This is a genomic window from Streptomyces sp. NPDC002520, assembly GCF_053595235.1.
The window spans coordinates 49,826-71,671 of sequence record NZ_JBSFXG010000019.1; the positions used below are offsets into that span (position 1 = coordinate 49,826).

Here is a 21,846-nt window from a genome sequence, read left to right on the forward strand (position 1 = left end):
GTAGGACACCGTGCTCGCCCGCCCCTGCGGAGAATCACTCCGTGGGACGTCCCGTCCGATCAAGCCAGTCAGGCACCGGCGATACGGCGGCGCATCCTGCCTCTCGCGCATGCGGACAACCGTACGCAGCCCCTCGGGCCCAGGGACAGCAGGGCGACGGGACTCAGCAGTCGAACACTCCCCGGAAGTCCCCGAAGTTCTCCCACGTCGGGCTGGTTGTCGCGGTGTTCGTTCCGCGCCCATGCGCGTCGGCCATGTCGCCGGTGCCCGACCCACGGACGATCTCCCAGGTTCCGCCACCCGCTGTGCTGCCCCGTCCGATCCAGGTGAACGACCCCGATCCGCACGCCTCGGCCCAGCCGGTCAGCGTCTCCGTCCCGACGTAGCGGTACCGACCCGGCGTGGCCTCCGGGTACAGGCAGTAGTCGTAGGTCGTCGTACCTTGCCAGACATCGCCCGACTGCGTCCCGAACGTGGCACTCCCGTGGATCGCCGTACCACCCGGAGCACAGACCATGTCCAGGGAAGGGACGATTTCTGTGCCCGGGTCGTAGTAGTGACTCAGGATCCGCGAATCCGCCGCGCTGCTGTACGGCGCGGCGAGCACAGACACCGTCAGTGCGAGCGCCACCACGCAGGCCGCTTTGGTCATGTTCCAATTCACTTGGCATTACCACTTTCTGAGGATCGATCAAGGAGTTGCGGGGAGACCCGAAAGAGCTCGTACGCGGCGACAGTCCTGAATCCCATGCGCTCGTACACGGGAAAGCCGGACGGGCTGGCCTGAAGGGTGCCGACGCTCAGTCCGCGTTCCCGTCCCGCTTCGAGTGCCGCCACCGTGAGTGCCGTGCCGTTGGTTCTCGGCAGTTGTGACGACATAGACGCCGGCCACGCCATGCGCTTCGAACTGTAGGCCAGTTGGCCGTCGACGCGCTCGGCCGACCCCCAGCCGAGCCAGTAGTCCCGGCAATTGGCGACCAGCGATTCGATGTCCACGTCCATGGCCCTCTTCGCGCCTCGACTGTTCCTCGGCTCTGTCGTGTCCCATCCTCGAAAGGGCCGTTCAGAGAATGCCCGTCCGGACCGCACGCGCCACGGCCTGCGTCCTGTTCTTACAGTTCAGCTGCTTCACGGTCTCGTGGATGATTCCCTTGATCGTCCGCTCCGAGTAGCTCATCTTCTCGGATATCTCAAGCGTGTTCATCCCTTCGGACAGCATGCGGAGCACCTCGATCTCCCGCGGCGCGAGCCCGTCCTTCCTCGACAACTGCGCAAGCTTCTGCTGCCGTTGCTGATGCCCCAGTTCGGCGATCAGATGACCCACCAGTTCATTCGGAAAACGACTGCGTCCGGAGCTCGCCTCGACGGTCGCTTCGAGAAGTTGTTCAAGGCTTGACCTGCTTCGGTAGAGAAAGCTGGTCAGCCCGTATTCCACTGCGAGGGTGAGCTGCTGCTCGTTGACACGGTCGGCCATCACTACGACCGGGACCGGCGCGCCGCCGGCGCACGCGGCATCCTGCCTGAGAACCCTGAGCCAGTCGTCGTTCAGGCAGTGGAGCAGCATGACCGACACGTCCGCATCGGGAAGTCCATGCTGGGGAACTATGTCCACGCCAGAATGCGACTGCAGGTAGGCACCGGTCGCGTGTTCCAGAAAGGCGTCGCTCGCCCTCAGGACAACCCGGATCGGAGCCGCCAGCGTGGTTCCCGTTCCATCCGTCTGAGTCACAGTCACAGTCACTTCAGCAATCCCCAGATAGAACCGACGTGTACACCTCGACACGCACCCCGGGCCGCCGCCTGGACGGCGGGGCCTGCTGGTGGGCTTCGAGCTATATCGGCACAGTACGGCGACTGCCGGTGACGCATCTTCGGTCAAATGACCCAGTAGGATTTCAGACTACTTGTCTCTTTTTGTATGTTAGGTACCTGTTTTAGTCGTCAAGGTGACTCGTCGGCACCCAGGTCCGGGCCCGATGCCTTCCCGTCCATCCACCACCAGAATGGGGGCGGTGGTGCGTTCGTTGCCGTCGGTGGTGCGGGCGCTGCCGTTCTGCCAGGTCGTAGAGCCGCCCGGGAAGAAGAAGCTGCAGACCAGAAAGCCGAGCGCCACCGCGACGCTGATACCCACGCCCATGCCGGTACGGAGGTCGGGGCTCTCACGCCGTGTCTGCATGGGGCTACATTGCCTCGCCGGAAGCATTGTCGGCATGCCAGCACGGTGGACGGTGACCGTTCGGGCTGTCATCTTCGCCCAAGTTGACCTGACGGTAAGGCGATCCGTGGCGCGCCCGCGGTCAACCTGACCATGGTGTCCGCCGGCGGTCCGCACATGTAGGTCACGCACGTCTCCGAACCGGGCGGCCGCCCAGCCTCACCCGGAGCTCCCATTGTGCGGCCGAGACTCAGGGTGGCGCGGAGGGGCACATGAGCGGACGGCATGACACATCGCTGTCGAGGGGCACGCCCAGCACGAACAGGAAGCATCACATGCCCTTTCGCGCCGGCGTGGCCCCTCGCGTGTGCCCTGGGCCGCATGGCGTTCCTACAGTCCTTGAAACAGCCACTGCCGCAGCGCTCTTGCCGACTCCTCCATCCTCCGCGCTCAGGGAGATGCGACGACATGAACGTGTCGAAGAGACCCCCCGACAAAGTACCGGGCATGCGCTCGCTGATCGTTCCGTCCGGCCCCGGGACCTACCCCGAGGTCCGAGGGCACCCGGTCCCGCGCGCCGCTGCCCGGATCGTCTCCAACGGCGGGCGCGGTATAGCCCGGGACCGGCTCCGGCTCTTGAGCCAGTACGGCACGCGACTCCGCCGGACCATGTCGGAGGTGGAAGGGACACTCCGGAAGGAGTGGACCTGTGGGGATGGCCCTCGCGCCGACGACATCGGCGCTCTCGCCGACCTGGCAGCGGTCCGCCTCTACCTGGCGGAGGAGTGGGCATGGCTGGATCCGGCACTGCTCGAGGGAAAGCCCGGTGCGCACATGCCCCTCGCTCGCTGCGTTGCCTCCGGCCTGCGCAGGTTGCCCGCCTACCGAGGTCCCGCGATCGTGCGCACCGGTGTGGCCGACAGCCTGGTGAGGTGGTACCGCGACAACCCCGTGGTCGTCGACCAGGGTTTCTGGAACGCGACGTCGTCCCCGGTGGCGCTGGGCGCGGGTGGTCCTGGGTATCTCGTGTGGTCGCTCACCGGACGCCGTACGGACTCCGTCGATCCGTACACCCCGGAAAGGGTGGTGTTTGTTCCCGGCACTCGTTTCAAGGTCCTCGAAGTGCTCGACGGCCGAGGGCCCCGCATGCTGCTGCGCGAGATGTTCCCCCAGGAGCCCGCTGAGATGCTTCCGGTCAGTGCCGACGTCCGCAACACCGCGTGGCTGGACGGGACTACGGTGGAACAGCTGACGCGGGCGGCTGCCCGGACGGCCGGACTGATCTTCGCCGAGATCCCGGGCCCGCGGAACCGTCCCCCCGGGGCTGCCCAGCACGACGTAGGGGCGCCGTCAACGAACCTGTCGCCTGTCGCAAGCGGGACCCTGCGGTTTGGTTGAACCGCAGTTTCAGGTGGTTCCACAAGCGCGTTCGCGGACTCGATACACTGTGGCGTGACTGACGGAGAACAGTTCGGCGAGGTCGGCGATGGGGTGCTCACCGGTGACCCGCCGCTCGGCCAGGCGGGCATGCCGGCGGGTGGCCGGCTTCGACTGCTTGCCTTCATCCCCTTCCCCCAAAGTGTCTGATACGCGCCCGCGACCGCCCGTCAGGTTCCACCGGCATCCGGAAACCGAGGCCGGCGGCCCCGCACACGGCCAGGTACCAGCCGGTGCCGAACCCACGACGGCGCGTGCTGCCGGCCGTGCGGCCCATGACCTCGTGCGCGCGACCGGCCGACAACACGGCCGAGCCCACGGCCCCCGAACCAACAGCCGTCCGGGGAATCCTGACGATGCACCAGTCGCCTGAAGCCTTGTGCATCGCAGCGGAGGAGCGGTCAAGGACGTCCGGGCGGCCGGTAGCCGTCTGAAGCGGTGCACGCACCGCTCGAGCGAAGCTTGCGACTGCAGGTCTTGGCGATCGACACGAGGTCTGACAATGTGATGTGACTCACAGATCGACGATCGAACTTTCGAACGTCCCCTCCGTCATGCCTTTCATCCGGCTCGAGCAGAATGGAAGGTCTCCATGCCATTCCCAACGTCACCAGCCTCGGACGGCGGCAATCACCCCGCGGACGGAGACCGCGCGCGTTCGGCGGGGGGCCTCGTCGGGCGGTCCTCGGAGCGGGCTCTCATCAACGATCTCTTCGATTCCGCCGCCGGGGGCGCCGCACTGATGCTGACGGGAGAGGCCGGGGTAGGGAAGAGCGCCTTGCTGGACGCCGCAGCGGAACGGGCGTCCGACGCGGGCTTCACCGTCGTCAGGATCGTGGGCTCGCAGTTCGAGCAGAGTGTCAGCTTCTCGGGCCTCACCCAACTGCTCCAGCCGCTGGCCGAGGAGATCCCGGCTCTGCCGGCGCGGCAGGCGGAGACGCTCCAGGCAGTGCGAGGCCTGTCCGACGAGCAGCCGGCCGAACTGCTCGCCATCGCCAACGCTGTACAGGTCCTGCTGTCCCAGACCGCGGCGAAGCGTGGCCCCATCACGCTGGTCATCGACGACTCAGCCTGGCTCGACCGCCCCAGCGCCATGGTTGTGGGCACCGTCGCCCGTACCATCCGGTCCGGCTCCCTGATCCTGCTCGCGGCATCCCGGACCGGCGACGAATCCTTCCTGAGCAGCACCGGGATACCCTCGTACGAGGTTCTGCCGCTGGACGAGGAGTCCGCGATGGCACTGGTGGCGGAACGATTCCCCGCCATGACGGCCAGGGTCCGGCGGCGTCTTGTCACGGAAGCCGCCGGCAACCCCCTGGCACTGCTGGAACTGCCCGTCCCCCTCAACGAGGCCCAGCAGACGGAACGGGGACCGCTGCCGGCTGTGCTGCCGCTCTCCGAGCGCCTCAAGAAGATCTTTTCCGTAAGGGTCAGTGCCCTGCCGCGCGCGACACGGGAGCTGCTCCTGCTCGCCGTTCTGGACGGCTCCGGTGATCTGCACGTACTGGAGCGGGCCGTCGACAGCTCGGATGTCCTCACCAGGCTGGGCCCCGCCGAGCGGACGGGCCTGGTACGGGTGGACTCCCTGACGGGCCGCCTGGTCTTCCGGCACCCGCTCACCCGTTCCGCGGTCATCGAGCTGTCCACGAGCGCGGAGCGTCAACGGATGCACCTGGACCTGGCCGAGGAGTTCCCGGAAGGTTCCGAACGCCGGGTCCGCCATCTGGCCGCCGCGGCCGTCGGCCCGGACGATCAGGTGGCCGCCCTCCTGCACGATGTGGCCTACAGGACGCTCCGTCGCGGCGACGCCGTCGGCGCCATCACCACCCTGCTCCGCGCTTCCGAGCTGAGTAGCTCCGGGAAGACGAAGGGGCGCATGCTGGCTGAGGCAGCCTGCCTCGGCGCCAACATCACCGGTGACCTCCGCAACGTACGCTCCCTGCTGGACAACGCCATGTCCGCCGATCCCGTGGGCGCGGATTCCCTGGCCGCCGCGGCCGCGGCGGCCAGCCAGCTCCTCAACGGCGAAGGCGACGCGGACACCGCCCACCGGCTTCTCGTCGGCGCGATCCGCAGTCATGCCCAACCCAACCGGACGGACGACAACATCCTCCGCGAAGCTCTGCACACGCTGCTCATGGTGTGCTTCTTCAGCGGCCGGCCGGACCAGTGGCAGGCCTTCGACAGCGCGGTGGCAGACGTCCAGCGGCACTCTCCCGATCCCCTGCTGAGCGTGCTTCGCGGCGCCTTCGGTGATCCCGCCCACGCGGCGTCGTCGGTACTGGACGTGCTGGACGACCTCATCCTCGGCCTCAGCCGGGAGAGCGATCCCCGGCGTATCGTGCGGACCGCCATCGCGGGCGCCTATGTCGACCGCCTGCCCAACTGCCGTAGCGCCCTGCGGCGTGTCGTCGACGACGGCCGCAACGGAGGAGCCATCGCCACGGCGATAGAGGCCCACTTTCTGCTGGCGAACGACGCCTACGCCGGCGGACAGTGGGACGACGTTCCGGACGTCATCGACGAGGGTCTGCGCTGGTGCGAGACACACAACTACCGCCTGCTGGGATGGTCGGGTCACTTCATACGGGGCCTCCTGGCAGCCGCGCGAGGTGACAACCGGACCGCGCTGGAAACCGCTGACCGTCTCGATCGCTGGGGGAACCCCCGAGGACTGGGCACGCTGCATGTGTACGCCTCTCACATACGGGCGCTGTCCGCGCTCGGCAGCGCCGACTTCGAGAGCGCGTACCGCTGTCTCAGATCCCTGAGCACACCTGGTCAGCTGCCCTCGCACATGCCCCATTCCCTGTGGCTCTTCTGGGACTTCACCGAATCCGCGGCTCGGACCGGTCACCATGGCGAGGCCGTCGAACACGTCGCGGCGGTCAGAGCATCCGGCATCCCGTCCATCTCACCACGCCTGGCCATGATGAGCGACGCCGCCGAGGCCATGGCCACCCCGGACGTCATCGACCACGAGCTGTTCGAGAGAGCCATCGCCACGCCCGGCGCCGAACGATGGCCTTTCGACTGGGCGCGGATCTGTCTGGCCTACGGCGAGAGGCTGCGCAGGGCCAAGGCAGGAGGGACCGCCGGCGTCCACCTGGAGGCCGCGCTCGGCACGTTCCAGCGCCTGGGGGCCCAGCCGTGGTCCACACGAGCCGCCAACGAACTACGGGCGAGCGGTGTCCACGTCACAACCGTGACCTCGACCGAGGACGGCAGTACGCCGCTGACTCCGCAGGAACAGCAGATCGCGCAGCTGGCCGCCACAGGACTGACCAACAAACAGATCGCCGCCCAGCTCTTCCTGTCCCCCCGCACCGTGGCCGCGCATCTGCGCAGTGTCTTTCCGAAGCTGCACGTCACCTCTCGTGCGGGACTGCGGGACGCGCTCACACGAAACATGCCCCCTGTATGACACGAGGAACGCAGGTGCGCGTACTTCGGGTCAGCCCCGGATGCCCGCGGCCCGCTTGATCAGTTCCGCGACGGCAACGGGGCGGGAGATGTAGACGGCGTGGCTACCGGGGACCTCGCTCACGGTGCTTCCCGCTCGCTCCGCCATCGCGCGCTGCACCGGCGGAGGGATCATCCTGTCCAGGGTCGCCACGAGATACCAGCTCGGCTTCATACGCCAAGCGGCCTCCCCCACCGCCCCGTTGAGAGCGTCGACGCCCCAGGGAGCCTGCGAGTCCGCCATGAACCGCGCGTCCTCCAGTGGCACATCATCCGCGAACGAGCCCGCGAACCTGTCACGGTCGAGGAACAGGAAGCCGTCCTGAGGCGGCAGAATCGGCGGAACGGGTGCGCCCGGCGCCGGGTCGGCGATCAGCGTGCTGACCGACTCGCCCTTGTCGGGGGCGAAAGCAGCGATGTAGGCGAGCGCGGCGACCTTGGGGTGCAGGCCGGCCTCGGTGATCACGACGCCGCCGTAGGAGTGGCCCACCAGCACGGTCGGCCCGTCCTGGGCGTCAAGGACCTGCCGCGTGACCGCGACGTCGCCCTCCAGGGAGTGGGTCGGGTTCTGCACGATGCTGACACGGAAGCCTTCGCGGGTGAGGAGACGGTGCACGGCCTGCCAACCGGAACCGTCGACGAATCCTCCGTGCACGAGGACGACGTTCTTCAGGGGGCTCAAGTCATGGCTCCTATTGCCGGTGAAAACCCTGTGAGGCAGGTGAAAAGCTAGCCCGTCCCGTCCTTCTGGGCTTCGGCCGAATGACCTAGTGACCTGAGTCTTGACCTGCAATTCAGAATGAGGTTCGGAGGCATGTCAGGCAGATGATCTGTAGGCGAGGCGGAAATAGGCCGAGGTGGAGGTCGGCGCGTTTCTCCTGCGGGTCGGGAGCGCCGGCCCGGCCGGTGGCGATGGCGCCCACGAGCGCCGCGGATGCGGGCTTTCGCGTCGAGCAGCGGCATCAACTGGATGGCGTCGTACCGGCCCTTTCGGCGGTTACGACCGAGTCCCCTTCCCGGCACCGGCCGCTTGCCCGTGAGCCCGACAGGCAGGGCGATCCACCGACGATGTCCAGCCGCCACGGCTCGACACAGGACCCGTGCGTGGACGTGATACCTCCGCGGCACGCCGTCGATGTCGACGGTGTGGTTACCGGCCGTCAGGGGGGCGGTTCGGGGATGGTCATGGAACTCTCCATCCCGCATGCGCTCACACCCCTTGGAGCCCGGCCTGAGCGAGGGCACGTGTGGGCCGAGGGTTCTTGCCGAACCGGTCCGCGCAGGTGAGCACCTCGGCGGAGGCGACGAGCGTGGTGGCCAGAGCGACCGGGAGCAGTGGGCCGGCCGAAGGCCGCCGGGTCGGTGCGCGGAGCCACTCGTAGCGGTCGCCGAGCACGGCCCGGGGGCCGGGGACGACGACCACGCAGCCGTGGCTCAGGTAGCGGTGCGCGGGAGCCGCTCCCTCTCCTCGCGCGAGTTGGCGAGCGAATTCCTGCCGGCTCTTCGAGGCCAGGAGGAAGCCCATTCTCCGCGCCCGGTGGTCCATCACTATCGGCCCGAAGGGCATTCCCCGGCGTAGCAGTTGATCGAACGCCTCGATGCCGACACGCTCGTCGACCGACACCACGTCGAAGACGCGGCCGGTGGGCAGCACGTATGGCGTCCGGGGGTCGCTCGCCCACGTGGTCAAGCATGCTGACGGATCATCAGCCGCCTCGGACAGCCAGGCGATGTCCCTCCATGTCATCCTCTTCACGTCACTCACCTCTGTCGGATCTCGGTTTCGGCAGCGGGGCCGCCCGACGCTCAGGCTGAGCATCGGCCACCTGGCCAGGGCAGATGACGAGGGGTGACAGGGAACGACGTGTCACGCGTGGAGTCGTCTCTCTGCCGCGAGTCAGCCGTCCCCGGCCTGCGGACACATGCGCCGCGCGGCGATGAACGACATGCCGTTCCGTCGGCGACCGACCAGTGACTCTCTCAGCTCCCTCAACGGGGTGCTGCGCAGTAGTCCGCATGACGCCGGCCTTTGCCCCTGCTCATGAATTCCCGCTGCTGCTCACAGGTTTCTATGACACCCCAGGGTAGGCAGCGCCATCCCCCACCGGCTTCGACCAAATGGCCTAAAAGTGCTCACCCGGCCCGACGTTCGGGGCTGTCCACGGGCAGTTGGTCAAGGCCTGTCAGCGCGTCGCGCAACCCGCCGCGGGAGGCGATGTCCAGCTTGCGGAAGGCGCCGCGCAGGTGGGCGGCCACGGTGCGGTGGGACAGGAAGAGCTGGGCGGCGATCTGTTTGTTGGTGAGCCCCGTGGCAGCGAGCTGGGCGGTCTGCCATTCCTGCGGAGTCAGCGGCGCTTCGACACCCGCTGCGGACATGGCGGGGGCCGGGACCTGACCGCTCGCCCGCAGTTCACCGGCCGCGCGTGCGCTCCACGGGGCGGCACCGAGGCGTTCGAACGTGCGCAGGGCGGCCTCGAGGTGGGGGCGTGCCGCGACGCTCGCCTGGTCTCTGCGGAGTCGTTCGCCGTAGCCCAGGCGGATCCGGGCCAGATCGAAGGGCCAGCGCTCCGCGCCGGGTGTGGCGATGGCCTTGTCGAAGAGATCGCGATCGACGACGTGCGGGTCGGCCAGAGCGGTCGCCGCCTCCGTGATCATGGCCAGTCGCGGCGAGATGGAGGGGATGCCGGCGTCCCGGACGGCCGCCAGATGTGCGGCTGCCTCGTCGTGGTGACCGGTGCGGGTCGCCGCCTCGGTGAAGTCCCAGATGAGCCACAGGGCGTGCGGGACGTGCGGCGCCGGCCGGCCCGCCGGGCTGACGGATGTCATATGCCGGTAGGCGCTCTCGAAATCGGCGCGTCCCAGCGCGGACAGGGCCTTGATGTGGGACGAGTAGACGCGCAGCGTGCCCAGGCCGCGGGGGTTGCTCCAGGAGTCGAGGCGGTCCGCGATGCTCCGGGCGGTTTCGTCGTCACCGCGTGCGGCGGCCAGCAGGCCCTGCAACAGACGACCTGCCCAGGCCTGGAGCCGGTAGTCATGGGAAGCGCACCACTGCAGGGCCTCGTCGGTCAGTTCGGCGACATCGTCCCACCGTCCCCTGGCGTAGGCGTCGTCGGCCAGCAGGAGGAGGGCCTGTATGGCCGACGCCACGGCTCCTCCGCCGCGGCCGTCCTCGACGACGCGCAGCAAGGCGCTGTGGCAGCCCGGCAGGCGGTCGACGTAGGCGGCGCAGGCGGCCGTACGGACGATGCGAGCGGGGTCGGTCTGCCGGTGGAGTCCGGAGATCAGCTCGTCAAGGCGGGGCAGTACCGGCAGCGCCTCGTGGGCCGGGTCGCCGAGGGCGCCGCGCAGAACCGGCAGCAGCGGGTCGGGCACGTGCGGACGGAATCGAGCCAGGATCGCGTCGAAGGACCGCCACAGTTCCGGCCGCCCGCTGTATGAACACACCATGAGCAGGGTGTGGAGTGCCTCGCGCAGCATGATGTCATCGGCCGGGCGCCCGGGGGCGTGGTCGGTGATCGCTCCGACCAGCAGCCGGTAGGCGCCGTCCACGTCACCGTCCCAGTTGAGGAGTTCCCCGGCTTCCGCCGCCGCGGCGGCCGGGGACGTGGCGCCGGGCGGATCGACGGCCGCGGCGTCGTCGAGAAGTGCGCGTACGTTGCGCAGGTCGCCGGTGACGTTGGCGCTCAGGCAGGCAGCCTCGGCGAGTCTGCTCCCCCGGGCTGTACCCGAGCTGCTGAGCTCCGAGGCGCGCAGCAGGGCGGAGACAGCGCCGACGGCGTCGCCGCGACGCAGGGTGGTGTAGGCGGCCTTGTGCAGCAGAGCGGCCACCTGGTCGTCCGGCCCCACGGTGGCGCGGGCCAGGTGCAGGGCTCGGCGCTCGGATCCTTCCGGGAGTACGTCGGCGAGCGCCCGGTGCGCCCAGCGGCGCTCGGCGCTGGTCGACAGTTCCATGACGGCCGAACGGGTCAGCGGGTGCCGGAAGAACAGGCGACCGGTGCGGGCGTCGACCCGCACCAGCCCGGCACGTTCGGCAGGAGAGAGGTCGGCGAGAGTCCCTCGTGCGTCGCCGGTCCGCGACAGGAGGTGCAGGTCGCCCGTGTCGTCCAGAACCGCCAGCAGGAGCAGTTTCCGTGTGGCGTCCGGCAGGACCCTGACCCGCTCGGAGAAGGCCGTCCTCAGGCGCTCGGTGAGTGGAAGGAGTGTCGGCAGAGTACGTCGCTGCGTCTGCTGCGCGAGGCTGAGCGAGACAGGCAGCTCCAGCAACGCGAGGGGGTTGCCACCGGCCTCCGCGAGCAGCCGTCGGCGAACGGTGGAGGTCATGGCCGGAAAACGCTCCGCCACCAGCTTCGTCGCCGACTTCGCGTCGAGGGGCTGCACTTCGTGTACCTGGGTCCCCGTGTCGGAGAGAAAGGCCTCGTCCCGCCGGGAGGCGGTCAGCAACGCGACGCGCCCGGTGCCGGTATGGCGGGCCAACGTGTCCAGCACCACCGCGCTGGGCCGGTCCAGCCGTGCGTAGTCGTCGATGACCAGCGCCAGGGGGCTGCTCGCGGTACTGATCCGGAGCAGCAGACCGCGCACCGCGTACGCGACAGCCGCCAGTTCCTCCGGTTCTCCCGCCGAAAGGCCGAGAATCACCTGAAGGGTGCGCGCCTGCCGCGCCGGCAGGGAAGCGAGTTCTGCGGCCAACGGCAGGAGGATCTGATTCAGCCCCGCGAAACCGACATGCTGATCGAACTGCGCCCCGGCAGCCCGCACCACACGGAATCCACGGTGCTCCGCCCGTCGCGCCGCGACATCGAGCAGCGCGCTCTTGCCCACTCCGGCCGCACCGGTCAGGAACAGCGCGGCACTCCGTGTTGCCGCCTTGGCGAAGAGCGCGTCGATCAGCGCCAGCTCCGCCGATCGCCCGACGAGACCGCCGGTGCCGCCGTGGGGCCCGCTCCGAGCGATGACGTGCTCGGCCAGGGGGACGACGCGGGATGTGCCGGCCGTCGCGGAAGCGCTGGTAGAGGGCGTCTGAAGAAGATTGATCATTGCTTTCACCTGCAAGCGGCGGTCGGAGATGCGAGATGCGCCGCGACAGCCGAAGGGCGGGAGTCGGCGGCGGCCCGCGTTTGCGTGGCCGGTACGGGAGAAGTCGGTGAGCCCGGTCCCGGCCGATACCGGACCGGTCGCCCTGGGATCGGCGGGAGCGGTGCGCCGGGCGGCAGGTGGCCGGGTCGGCGGGTCGACCGGCTCGCCCCGGTCGGGGGCGGACACAACGACCTGGGCGTTCTCGCGGCCTGGGTGTGACCGTGCCGCCGTGAACATGACCAACCAGGGCGACCGCGCTGTCGACACTGGTTCTGCGCGACGGCCACTCGGTGGCCGTGGGCACGATGTCCCTGTCCGTCCCCCGTGATCACCCCTGCCCGGAGGGACTGCCCCGGGCTGCCAGGCCATCTGCGCCGTGAGGGACCGGGGGCGAACTCACGGCGCGAAGCGCCGCGTCCGCTCCTGCGGTCAGGCGGTGGCGGCCTCGCGGATGAGGCCGGCCACGGCGCCGGGCTGCGAGACGTAGACGGCGTGGCTGCCGATGGCCTCGACGACGGTCGAGCCTGCGCGCTCGGCCATGGCCCTCTGGGCCGCCGGCGGGATCATGCGGTCCTCGGTGGCGACGAGGTACCAGCTGGGCTTGTGCTGCCAGGCCGGTTCGGTGACCGCCCCGCCGAGGGCGTCCACGCCCCAGGGGACCTGAGCGTCGGCCATGAACGCGGCCTGCTGTACGGGCAGATCGGCGGCGAAGGCGTCGTGGAACTTGTCGCGGTCCAGGAAGAGGAAGCCGTCCTGCGGAGGCAGGATGGGCGGCACCGGCGCCCCGGGCGCCGCGTCGGCGATGAGTGTGCCGACCGACTCCCCCTTGTCCGGGGCGAAAGCGGCGATGTACGCCAGCGCCGCGACATTGGGGTGCGTACCGGCCTCGCTGACGACGACGCCGCCGTAGGAGTGGCCGACCAGGACGGCCGGACCGTCGAGCGTGTCCAGCACCTGGCGGGTCGCGGCGACGTCACCCTCGAGCGACAGCGTCGGGTTCTGCACGATCCGGACGCGGAAGCCGTCCCCGGCGAGGTCGTCGTAGACGCCCTGCCAGCCCGATCCGTCCACGAAGCCACCGTGCACGAGCACGATGTTCCCGATGGTCGACATGCGCTCTCCCCGGGTGGATGGACAGGCCCCCACAGGCCCGTCGGACTGGCTCCAGTCAACGCGCCCGGCAGTGGAGAGGCCACGCAGAACAGCACGCAGAAGTTCTGCGCCCCGAACGCTGCTCGACCCGTCAGGGTGCGGTGGACGCCAGGTCGTGGCATCGGCGGCCGGCGTCGGCGTCACCGACCGCCTCGAACACCTCGGCCGCCCTCGCGTAAGCGCGGCTGCTCTCGTCCTTGCGGCCCTCGTCGGCCAGCAAGGACCCCAGTGTCTCCAGGGCGTGGGCCTGCGGGACGTGCGACTGGGCCTGCTCCATGAGGCCGATCGCCTCGACGAGCTTGGTGATCGCTTCGGGCCGGCGGCCGAGCAGTCCGAGACATTCGCCGGCACGGGCCAGCGCGATGGGACGGGCGAACGCCGCCACGCTCGGCGTCACCCCCGACCCGGCGTCGTCCAGGAACGCCAACAGGTCGAGGTACCGCTCCAGGGCCTCGGCGTGGTGTCCGGCGTCGCGAAGGCAGGTGCCAAGGGCGCCGAGGCAATGGCAGTACGCGTCGAAATCGCCGTCGGCCTTGAACATCTCCGCCGCCCGGGTCTCCGACGCGGTGGCCTCGTCAAGCCGTCCGAGTCTGCGCAGCGCGCCTCCCGCGTGGTGGAGGGCGGAGGCGGTTTCTGCCGTGGAGCCACTGCGCGTGGCGAGGTCCATCGCCTCGGTGGTGTACCGCAGTGCGGACTCCGGGTCGTCGCGCGGCAGCAGATGGACCCAGGCCAACGAATTGAGCTGGCCGGCCTGCCGTACCGGATCACCCAGCACGGCGGCGGCCTCGGCACCGAGGGTGAACACCTCGTGCCAGTGCGGCGCGTGCATCCAGCGGTCGGAGAACCAGTCCAACGACTCCACGCAGTCGAGGACGGCGGAGTGGCGGCCGTCGCCCGCTGCCGTCGCCAACGCACCCAGCCAGCTGTCCACGTTCACGCGCAGCCAGTGGTCGGCCTCCTCCGGCGAGGACAGGCCGGCGAGGTCGCGGTCAGGCTGGTCGGGGTCAGGCTGGTCGGGGTGACCGTAAGCGGGTTCGAACCACCGCCCGGCGGTGGTGGTCATCCGCAGCAGCCAGGACGTCATCGTCCTGCCGATCTTCTCCTGCTCAGCCGCCGGGTCCTCGGCCTTGAGCCGCTCACGGGCGAACAGCCTGACCAGGTCGTGGAAGCGGTAGCGGCCGGCCCCGCTGTCCTGGAGCAGGCCGAGGTCGATCAGTTCGTCGAGCACGTCCCAGGCGTCCTCGATGGAGATCTCGCCGACCACCGCGGCGAGGGCGGCGTCGAAGTCATGGCCGGTCACCAGAGCAAGCCGGCGGAAGACCTTGCGTACGGACGGCGCGAGTTGCTCGTACGACATCCCGAACGCGCTGGCGATCCTGAGGTCCCCTGCCTTGAGCTGGTCGAGCCGGCGCTCGTCGTCGGCCAGTCGGGCGACGAGTTCGGCGGCGCTCCATGCCGGGCGGCTGACCAGCCGGTTGCCGATGATCCGCACCGCTAGGGGCAGGCCGCCGCACAGCTGCGCCAGCTGAGCGAGCACCGAATCGCTGTCCGAGGCGTCGCGGTCCCTTGTGATCCCGGCCAGTAGGACGGTCGTGTCCGGCAGGGGCAGGGGGCCCAGGTTCAGGCGGCGCACGCCCTCAAGGCCGGCCAGCAGCCGACGACTGGTCACCAGCGCTCTGCCCCGGCCTCCACCCGGCAGCAGGGGACGGATCTGCTCTTCCGACGCGGTGTTGTCGAGCACGACCAACACGCGCCTGTCCCTCAGCAGCGATCGGTACAACGACGCGCACTCGGCAATGTCGGGAGGGATCTTCTCGTCCGGGACACCCAGTGCACGCAGCAGCAGCGCCAGGGCTTGTTCGACGGGCAGGGGGCGCGAGGACATGCCGAACAGATCAAGGAAGAACACCCCGTCCGGGAAGTCCGGGCGCAGGGTGTGGCCGGCATGAATGGCGAACGCGGTCTTGCCCAGACCGGCAGGACCGGTGATGAGTCCCACATTGGCGACGGCCGCCGAGTCCTCGTCACGGAAAAGGTTCTTCGTCCAAGCCAGTTCCTCGGCCCGGCCCGTGAAGTCACCGATGTCTCGGGGGAGTTCGCACAGACCGGTCGGGCGCTGCCAGTGATCCCGCAGGCGGCCGTCGCGTGCCAGCTCGATGAGTTGTTTGCGGTCGGCCCCTTCCAGTGCGAGTGCGTCTGCGAGGGCGGTGACGGTGCGGTGCTGAGGCCCCCTGCTGCGTCCCCGCTCCATGTCCGACAGGGTGCGGCCGCTGACGCCGGAAAGTTCGGCGAGTTGCTCCAGTGTCAGGCGCGCCGCATGCCGGTGACGACGCAGCAGTTCCGCGAAGGGGGGCACGGCAGTAATGAGGAGCACTCCTTCTGCGCTGTATCACACCGGGTCCGTCGGGGCCCAGCAGCAGGCCAGCTTACTCAACGACACGGCAGGACCGAGGAGTTCAGGCGAAGAATGCGCGCCCTCGATGGCGACGACGACCCAGGCGGCACCGTCCGAGAATGTGAACCGCCCAGAGAATCCGCGATTCACGACGCGCACCGTCAACCGTGCACGAGGTCGTTGGAGATGGCCGAGAACACCACGCCCACGGGTCGATTGGCATCAGGTGAACCTTTGGGCTGCCGGTGGCTCTGTTCACATCCTGCCCAGACTTTCTACGCTTTGCCGGACGAGGGAAGCCGCGTGATGGAGGGCGGCATACTCTGATTCCTCCAAGTCCCACTCGACCACGCCGGAGACTCCCTGCGCGTCCATGGCGACGGGGACACCGACATTGACATTGCGGAGACCGTACTCGCCGTTCAAGGCTATGGAAGCCGTCCAGTCCGCCGGCCGCCCATGAACGATGTCGTGAATCATCCGGGCGATTCCCCCCGCCGTGGTCCACGCGGTAGTACGTGGTACCCCTAGGCGACCCCATCGAGCGTAGAAGGTGCGCAGGTTGTCAAGAATATCCGCTTGCTGGCAGGCAGACAGCTGTACTCGCCTGCCGCTCACCAGGATCCGGTTGAAGAGCGGAAGCAATGCATCCCCGTGCTCGCCGATGACCCAGGCTGTGATATCCGCCGGGTCTTCTCCGAGGACCTGGGCGATGGCCACTCGCAGGCGCAGGCTGTTGTTCCATGAGTAGCCCAGGATCCTCAAGCGGTCAATCTGCGCATGCTGCTGCAACCAGCTGCTGAACACGTCGATCGGGTTGGTCACGATGATAACGTGTCCACGCCAATTCGCGGAGATCTTGGCGATCTCCCGGAAATAGGGCAGCACAATTTCCGCATTGTCGGCCATCGAGTCCGCGCGTGATGCCTGGGCCGCGAAAGGAACCGACGCCGCCATGACAATGATGTCAGAGTCGTGGAAATCTCCTACCCCGCCGTATCTGACGACGGACGTCCGGCCCAGTGGCGCGAGCGATTCGGAATCCATCAGCAGGCAGCTGACGGACTGCGGACGCCGGCCGATGAGCGCGATCTCGTAACGGTCGCGTGCGTTGATGAGGAGATGGGTGAGGGCCGACCCAACCCCGCCCGCTGCGCCGACAATCGTCACCTTCGGGGGCTTCACCGCGGTCGCACCGCCGTCGTGTCCCGGGTGGCTCGGCCACAGACGGCCATCCAGCCAAAGGAGCACATCGGACGGCTGTCCCTCGTGTCGAGGCTCTCGAACTCGGAGATCAGGTCGGGTCCGGCCCAGGTACCCAGGCGCGGCTGGGCCGCATGGACGGTGGAGCGGTACAACTCGCCCCAGGGAGAGCCACCGCTGTAGAAGGGCACCTCCATGGTTGCGTCACGGAGGTCCAGTCCTGCTCGCTGAACGGCTTGGGGCAATTTGTGGCCGAGGCTGAAATCAATTCCCTGCACTCTCCCCCAGCGACACCAGGCGGACCAGAAGCGTTGATGCTCCGGCTCGCTGAACACCGCGGCAGTGGCATCGGGTTCAATCAGGACCAATACACCATTCGGCTTCAGGGCGCCCGCCATACGCCTGACGACGGATTCCCACTGCGGCAGATGGTGCAGGAGGGCACGGCAAGTGACCACGTCGAAGGCATTTTGGGGTATCTCGCCCGTGATGACGTCCAACTCGCGGACTTCCAGGTTCGGGCGGCGCAGGTCCTTCAGGAGCGACAGGTTGATGTCGGTGGCCAGTACGTAGCCTTCGGGCCCCACCTGATCAGCCATCCACTCGGCCATCGTGCCCGCCCCCGAGCCGAGTTCCAGGCAACGCAGCCCTGCGCGCATCCCGGCTGCTCTGAGCGTTCGCTGATGCAGAGGGTCCGTCAATCTCGCCAGCAACCGCAGACGATCGCGTTCCTTTGCTCCTGAGTCAGCGAATACGTAGGAGAGGTCCGGTGCCAGCTCTGGGGATATTTCACTGGTCATGAGAGATCCCTCTTCATTGCCGCCTCCTCGGTCGCTCTCTGCGCTGCGGGTCAAGTCGCATTGGCCGTGGGCCCCATGGCAAGCTCAGTCCCGGGTGGGTTCCGAAGTAGGCAAGCGGGGACAACTGCTCACGTATGGACGGAGAGATGCCGCCGTGATGAGCGGCATACCAGTCAACGCCTCTCGTGAGTGCCGTTTTCGGCCCCTCACCTTGGAGTACTACGGTACCCAGAACAGGCCATCGGGAACACCTTCTGAACTTGACTTTTGTGAGTGGCGGAGAGCGGAGGGCGGAGACCACGCAGGAAGGCGTACTGATCGCGAGGGAGCCGGTGAGTCAGGTGCTGTCCGAGTCCAGCAGGCCCGATGGCGTGAAAGTTTCCAGGGATGCCCGGCCGCCGGGGCGGCTCCCGGCTCCGTGGTGCCGGGGCGGCGGGCAGGTCCGCACGTGCGAAGCGGCCGGCCGTGCGGGGCCGGCTCGTCGAGGACGCCTCGGGCACCTTGACCGGCAGTGACGGAAAGGTCCGCGGCTCCGCTCCCCTGCGCGGGTGCGAGCTCGGCCGGGGCCAGGGGGAGGGTGTTCCGGGCGAGGCCGGCGGCGGCCCGACCCGGCCGGTGGTTGGTCCGGCCCTGGCAGGCGACCTCGTAGAAAGGGCCACCTTCATACGGCCGACGGAGCCGCAGGTACGGCTGCATAACAGGCGGATTGATCGCGGGTCATGCGGATCGCGGCCTGGACCATCGCATGGACGGCGGCGCGGACGGCGAGCACCGGCTCCAGGAACTCGTCTGCGGGCAGCGCTGCGGTCTGCCGGCCGGTGAAAAGCCGTGTCGCAATTCCTCGTCGGCGTCGGACGGCCGACGACGCCTGAGCGGTGCCCGCCGCCGGCCCTCGGGTGCCGTCTGCGCGAGCGTGACGGCGATCCGGGCCGGCCGGGACCTTGCGCTGCCAGGCGCGCCCGTAGCGGACCTGGCAGATCGGTCCGGCAGGGAACAAGGCACGCATGCCCACGCCCAGCGGTTCCGGCCGAGCCGAAGCGCCGGGGACCGGATCCACGTCAGCTCGGAGAGGTTGGGCCGCCCGGGGAATTCCACCCCGGGCGGCCCGGCCGGTCAGCTCATGGTGAGATACGGGCTGGTCGTGGAGCCCGCCGCGGTAAACCAGGTCGAACCCGGGTTCTGGGGGTGCCCGGTGCCCACGTAGAACGTGCCGGGGTTCGTGTTCCAGTAGCCCCAGACCTTGACGTAGCTGGTACCGGACTCCAGCGGGATATACTGGCACACTCCCCGGGGGATGTCGCCGGAGCTGCCCTGCTGGGGCAGCTCGTAGTGGACTTTGTAGTTGGGCGCGCAGATCGTGGTCGAGCCGGTCGCGGCAGACGCCGGGCCCGACGCCCCCATCACCACAGCCGCGGCGGCGAGGGCCGTGGCTCCGGCGGTGGCTCCGGCCCACTTGATGCGGGAGGTCGAGTTCATGAGGAATCCGTTCCTGGGGAGTTGTCGTGGAAGCGGCGACCTGGGGCCGGCTGAGCCTCCCCGGGTTTCCACCGTCGTGCGATTCTCGGGCCGTGCCGTCCACGGGAACGGCACGGCCCGACTCCGGAGATCCGCCGCACCTCGCGGTAGCCGGCTCCTGATGTCGTTCATGATTCAGGCGATGGTCGGCCACTAGGGCGGAACCAGCGGGATCCTGCCCGTTCAACGGGCGACCTCTGCTTGGACGGGAAGAGTTTCCCCGGCGCGCCAACCGGTGACGCCCAACGTCCGTTCTCTACACCGGGGTTACACCACACGGCTACCTGGATAAGGTTCTAGGCATGTACCAGTTGACCGCGGTCGGGCCCGTGCCCTCGGTCAGTGATTGGAACGACGCCTTCACTGGTCTGCACGGTGCGAGCCGCGTAGCGGTGGCCGACCGTGCCGCCCCGTGGACCGGTCGGCTCGACTGCGAGCATTCGCCTGACTACGCCATCGCCTGGTGCACCGGCGGACAGCAGACGTCACCCGGACGGCCCGGCACATCGGGAGCGCTCCACGGCGCACGTACGAACTGCTCGCCCCCCTGGCCGGGACCGCCTGGGTGGAACAGGGACCGGTCTCGGGCGAGATCGCGTCCGGCGCCATGGCCCTGTGTTCCAGCGACCGGCCGCTGGCCTTCGCACACCATGCCGGCTTCCGCTCGATCTCACTGATCGTGCCGGGTCGAAAAGTGCTCGCCCGCAGCCCGGCGCTCTCGCGCGAGCCGCAGCTGTTCAGCGGGGCCGACGGTCCGAGCCGGGTGGCCCGCACCATGGTGACCGCACTCAAGGAGGAGCGGGAGCAGCTCTCGAGGCCGCCTTCGACCTCGCCTGCGAACGGCTGCTCGACCTGGTGTGCCTGGCCGCGGAGGGCGTCGTCGACTGTGCCCACTCCGGGCAGCGGGCGACAGTCGAGGCCGACATCCGCCGGTACGTCCTCGCCACGCCGGCGACGACGGGCTGGACGTCGCGGGCATCGCGCGCATGGGGCTGGTCGACCCGCTACGTCCAGCAGGTTGCGGGAGGCGGACACGACCGCGCGCGACCTCATCCGCCGGGAACGGCTTCTCCTGGCTGGCCCGGACCCGGCTGTCCGGTCCGGGCTGGGCGGGGCAGTCGATCGCGGAGATCGCACACGCCTGCGGCTTCGGCAGTCACGCGTCCTTCAGTACCGCGTTTCGCCAGGAATTCGGCATGACGCCGCGCGAGGCCCGGCACCGCGCTCTGCCGCCTCCGGCGGATCGGGCGCCGGGCGGGGTGAAGTAAAGGCGCGGGTTGTCGACCAGCATCCTAGGTGATCAGCTCCTCGGTGACGCCGGACCGGCGCAGTGCGGGGAGCACCTGGTAGTCCAGGTGGGTGTGGTGCCAGTCCGGGGCGATTGCCTCGCGCACACCCGTCGGGAACCAGTCGATGTGGCACGAGGCGTCGTGCGACAGGACCATCCGGTCTGCCAGTCCCCCATGGGCGAAGGCCGCGGTCGCCACCCGCCGGTCGGCGAACGCAAACGGTTCCCGGTGGACTCCTTCCTGCCGCCGGTGGTCGACACGGCCACGTTCAAGGACCGGCTGTACGCCCCCCCTTACGTGACCAACGCCGGACTGCTGTACCACCGCAAGGACATCCTGGACAAGACGGGCGAGCAGCCGCAGCGGACCTGGGCCGAGCTGGAGCGGCAGGCCCGCACGCTCGCCCCCAGGTACGGAATCGACGGCTACGCCCGGCAGTTCCTCCCCCATGAGGGGCTGACGGTGAACGTCACCGAGGCGATCCAGTCGGCGGACGGCACCGTGCTCGGCGACGACGGGGACCGGTCGTGGTCGTCTCCGCGGCGGCCCGCGCGGGCCTGAAGTACCTGGCGGGCGGGGTGCGCGAGGGGTGGATCGTCCCCAAAGCCCTGCCCTATACGGGGGGAGTCCCGCATTGCCTTCCAGGACGGCAAGCTGCTCTTTGTGCGGAACTGGCCCTACGCCTACGCCGAGGCGAGCGCGCCCGGCTCAAAGGTTGCGGGGCGCTTCAACGCCGTGCCCCTGCCCGGCCTCGACGGGCCGGGCTCCAGTGGGCTCGGCGGCTCCAACCTCGTGGTGTCCCGCCCAGTCCCGGCACGCCGCCTCGGCGGCCGTTCTGCTGGCGTACCTGACCAGCGAGGCCGTGAAGCGCCGCGCACTGACCCAGGGCGCCGAGCCGCCGGTGCGGGCCCCTCTGTACGAGGATCCGGCGCTGGCCGCCGCGTATCCGTACCTGCCCACCCTGCGACGGAGCATCCTGTCGGCCGCACCTCGCCCCAAGAGCCCACGCTACGCGCAGGTGAGCCTCACCGTGCAGGCCGTGGGCCAGGACCTCCTGGCGCAGCGGAAGTCGCCGGAGCAGGCGGCCAGGCGGCTGGCCCGTGAGCTGAGGACGATCACCGGCGCTCGCTGAGCCAGGGACCTTGGATAGGCATGAGAGACATCCCTGCACCTTCGTGCAGACCTCAAGGGCAAAAACCCCTGGCTACAGCCGAGTCGACGGCAACATCGTTGGACATCCCCCGTCCGCCCCTCCGGGCGTGAGGGGGAGGCGGTCACGATGTCCGGGACCGCCTCCGCCGACGTGCTCGCCGGGCCAGCCCAGGGCGGGCTGGTAATCCAGCCGGACTTCTCCATTGCTGCTGG

At 69.0% G+C, this 21,846-nt stretch carries 17 protein-coding genes and 2 pseudogenes; 6 read left to right on the forward strand and 13 right to left on the reverse strand.

All coding sequences use genetic code 11. The features are described 5' to 3' along the window. Window positions 1-163: 163 nt before the first annotated feature. The 4 genes from ACWD5D_RS25365 to ACWD5D_RS25380 form a co-directional block, all read right to left on the reverse strand. The gene (locus tag ACWD5D_RS25365) at window positions 164-652 is read right to left on the reverse strand and encodes a DUF3224 domain-containing protein (RefSeq protein WP_451375034.1); all 489 of its coding nucleotides are present in this window, start codon (window positions 650-652) and stop codon (window positions 164-166) included. An 8-nt stretch (window positions 653-660) separates the two neighbouring features. Beyond that, the gene (locus ACWD5D_RS25370) at window positions 661-1,002 is read right to left on the reverse strand and encodes a hypothetical protein (protein WP_451375035.1); all 342 of its coding nucleotides are present in this window, start codon (window positions 1,000-1,002) and stop codon (window positions 661-663) included. 61 nt (window positions 1,003-1,063) lie between these two features. After that, window positions 1,064-1,741, reverse strand: a complete 678-nt coding sequence (locus ACWD5D_RS25375) for a helix-turn-helix transcriptional regulator (protein ID WP_451375036.1) — start codon at window positions 1,739-1,741, stop codon at window positions 1,064-1,066. A gap of 180 nt (window positions 1,742-1,921) precedes the next feature. Next, window positions 1,922-2,176: a hypothetical protein gene (locus ACWD5D_RS25380; protein WP_451375037.1), complete on the reverse strand. Its 255-nt coding sequence runs from the start codon at window positions 2,174-2,176 to the stop codon at window positions 1,922-1,924. 486 nt (window positions 2,177-2,662) lie between these two features. Here ACWD5D_RS25380 and ACWD5D_RS25385 point away from each other — a divergent pair, with 486 nt between their 5' ends. The 3 genes from ACWD5D_RS25385 to ACWD5D_RS25395 all read left to right on the forward strand — a co-directional run bounded on the left by ACWD5D_RS25385 (window position 2,663) and on the right by ACWD5D_RS25395 (window position 7,016). Then, window positions 2,663-3,553, forward strand: a complete 891-nt coding sequence (locus ACWD5D_RS25385) for a hypothetical protein (protein ID WP_451375038.1) — start codon at window positions 2,663-2,665, stop codon at window positions 3,551-3,553. 54 nt (window positions 3,554-3,607) lie between these two features. After that, window positions 3,608-3,742, forward strand: coding sequence for a hypothetical protein (locus ACWD5D_RS25390; RefSeq protein ID WP_451375039.1), 135 nt, complete (start codon window positions 3,608-3,610; stop codon window positions 3,740-3,742). Between the two features lie 442 nt (window positions 3,743-4,184). Continuing rightward, window positions 4,185-7,016, forward strand: coding sequence for an ATP-binding protein (locus ACWD5D_RS25395; RefSeq protein WP_451375040.1), 2,832 nt, complete (start codon window positions 4,185-4,187; stop codon window positions 7,014-7,016). Window positions 7,017-7,046: 30 nt separating this feature from the next. Here ACWD5D_RS25395 and ACWD5D_RS25400 read toward each other — a convergent pair whose 3' ends face one another. From ACWD5D_RS25400 to ACWD5D_RS25435, 8 genes are all read right to left on the reverse strand, one after another. Continuing rightward, complete coding sequence (locus ACWD5D_RS25400; protein WP_451375041.1) at window positions 7,047-7,736, reverse strand: alpha/beta fold hydrolase; 690 nt, start codon at window positions 7,734-7,736, stop codon at window positions 7,047-7,049. Between the two features lie 528 nt (window positions 7,737-8,264). Next, window positions 8,265-8,873 (reverse strand): bifunctional DNA primase/polymerase, encoded by a 609-nt coding sequence (locus tag ACWD5D_RS25405; RefSeq protein WP_451375042.1) that lies wholly within the window; start codon window positions 8,871-8,873, stop codon window positions 8,265-8,267. Between the two features lie 314 nt (window positions 8,874-9,187). After that, a complete protein-coding gene (locus ACWD5D_RS25410; protein ID WP_451375043.1) occupies window positions 9,188-12,088 on the reverse strand; it encodes an ATP-binding protein in 2,901 nt (966 codons plus the stop codon). A 468-nt stretch (window positions 12,089-12,556) separates the two neighbouring features. Then, a complete protein-coding gene (locus ACWD5D_RS25415) occupies window positions 12,557-13,240 on the reverse strand; it encodes an alpha/beta fold hydrolase (RefSeq protein WP_451375044.1) in 684 nt (227 codons plus the stop codon). A 130-nt stretch (window positions 13,241-13,370) separates the two neighbouring features. Beyond that, complete coding sequence (locus tag ACWD5D_RS25420; RefSeq protein WP_451375045.1) at window positions 13,371-15,635, reverse strand: helix-turn-helix domain-containing protein; 2,265 nt, start codon at window positions 15,633-15,635, stop codon at window positions 13,371-13,373. 294 nt (window positions 15,636-15,929) lie between these two features. Further along, a complete protein-coding gene (locus ACWD5D_RS25425; protein WP_451375046.1) occupies window positions 15,930-16,844 on the reverse strand; it encodes a malate dehydrogenase in 915 nt (304 codons plus the stop codon). A gap of 11 nt (window positions 16,845-16,855) precedes the next feature. Beyond that, a complete protein-coding gene (locus ACWD5D_RS25430) occupies window positions 16,856-17,677 on the reverse strand; it encodes a class I SAM-dependent methyltransferase (protein ID WP_451375047.1) in 822 nt (273 codons plus the stop codon). Between the two features lie 1,113 nt (window positions 17,678-18,790). Then, window positions 18,791-19,153: a hypothetical protein gene (locus ACWD5D_RS25435; RefSeq protein ID WP_451375048.1), complete on the reverse strand. Its 363-nt coding sequence runs from the start codon at window positions 19,151-19,153 to the stop codon at window positions 18,791-18,793. A 502-nt stretch (window positions 19,154-19,655) separates the two neighbouring features. Here ACWD5D_RS25435 and ACWD5D_RS25440 point away from each other — a divergent pair. Beyond that, a pseudogene (locus tag ACWD5D_RS25440) lies at window positions 19,656-19,952 on the forward strand (AraC-like ligand-binding domain-containing protein); the annotation flags it as partial. A 226-nt stretch (window positions 19,953-20,178) separates the two neighbouring features. Beyond that, entirely contained in the window at window positions 20,179-20,460 is a 282-nt protein-coding gene (locus ACWD5D_RS25445; protein ID WP_451375049.1) for a helix-turn-helix domain-containing protein, read from the forward strand. A gap of 24 nt (window positions 20,461-20,484) precedes the next feature. On the opposite strand, the gene ACWD5D_RS25450 is transcribed toward ACWD5D_RS25445, so the two are convergent. After that, the gene (locus ACWD5D_RS25450) at window positions 20,485-20,637 is read right to left on the reverse strand and encodes a hypothetical protein (RefSeq protein WP_451375050.1); all 153 of its coding nucleotides are present in this window, start codon (window positions 20,635-20,637) and stop codon (window positions 20,485-20,487) included. 57 nt (window positions 20,638-20,694) lie between these two features. On the opposite strand from ACWD5D_RS25450, the pseudogene ACWD5D_RS25455 reads away from it, so the two are divergent. Continuing rightward, window positions 20,695-21,613: pseudogene (locus ACWD5D_RS25455) on the forward strand (extracellular solute-binding protein); the annotation flags it as partial. Window positions 21,614-21,846 lie beyond the last annotated feature (233 nt).